The following is a 225-nucleotide window of genomic DNA, read 5'->3' on the forward strand; positions in this document are numbered from 1 at the left end:
TGGAAGCCCTGTGAGGGGTGGAGTTGACCGGTACTAATAGGCCGAGGGCTTGTCCTCAGTTGCTCGCGTCCACTGTGTTGTTCTGAAACAACGACCCCCTGTCCATGGCCTGGGCGGGTGGCGCACAGTTTCATAGTGTTTCGGTGGTCATAGCGTGAGGGAAACGCCCGGTTACATTCCGAACCCGGAAGCTAAGCCTCACAGCGCCGATGGTACTGCAGGGGG

Annotated in this window: 1 rRNA gene; it reads left to right on the forward strand. The window is 59.1% G+C overall.

The features are described 5' to 3' along the window. Positions 1 to 139: 139 nt before the first annotated feature. A 5S ribosomal RNA gene (rrf, locus tag OO57_RS38230) occupies positions 140 to 225 on the forward strand; the annotation flags it as partial.

It is taken from the genome of Kitasatospora phosalacinea (assembly GCF_000717185.1).
Lineage (GTDB): Bacteria > Actinomycetota > Actinomycetes > Streptomycetales > Streptomycetaceae > Kitasatospora > Kitasatospora phosalacinea_A.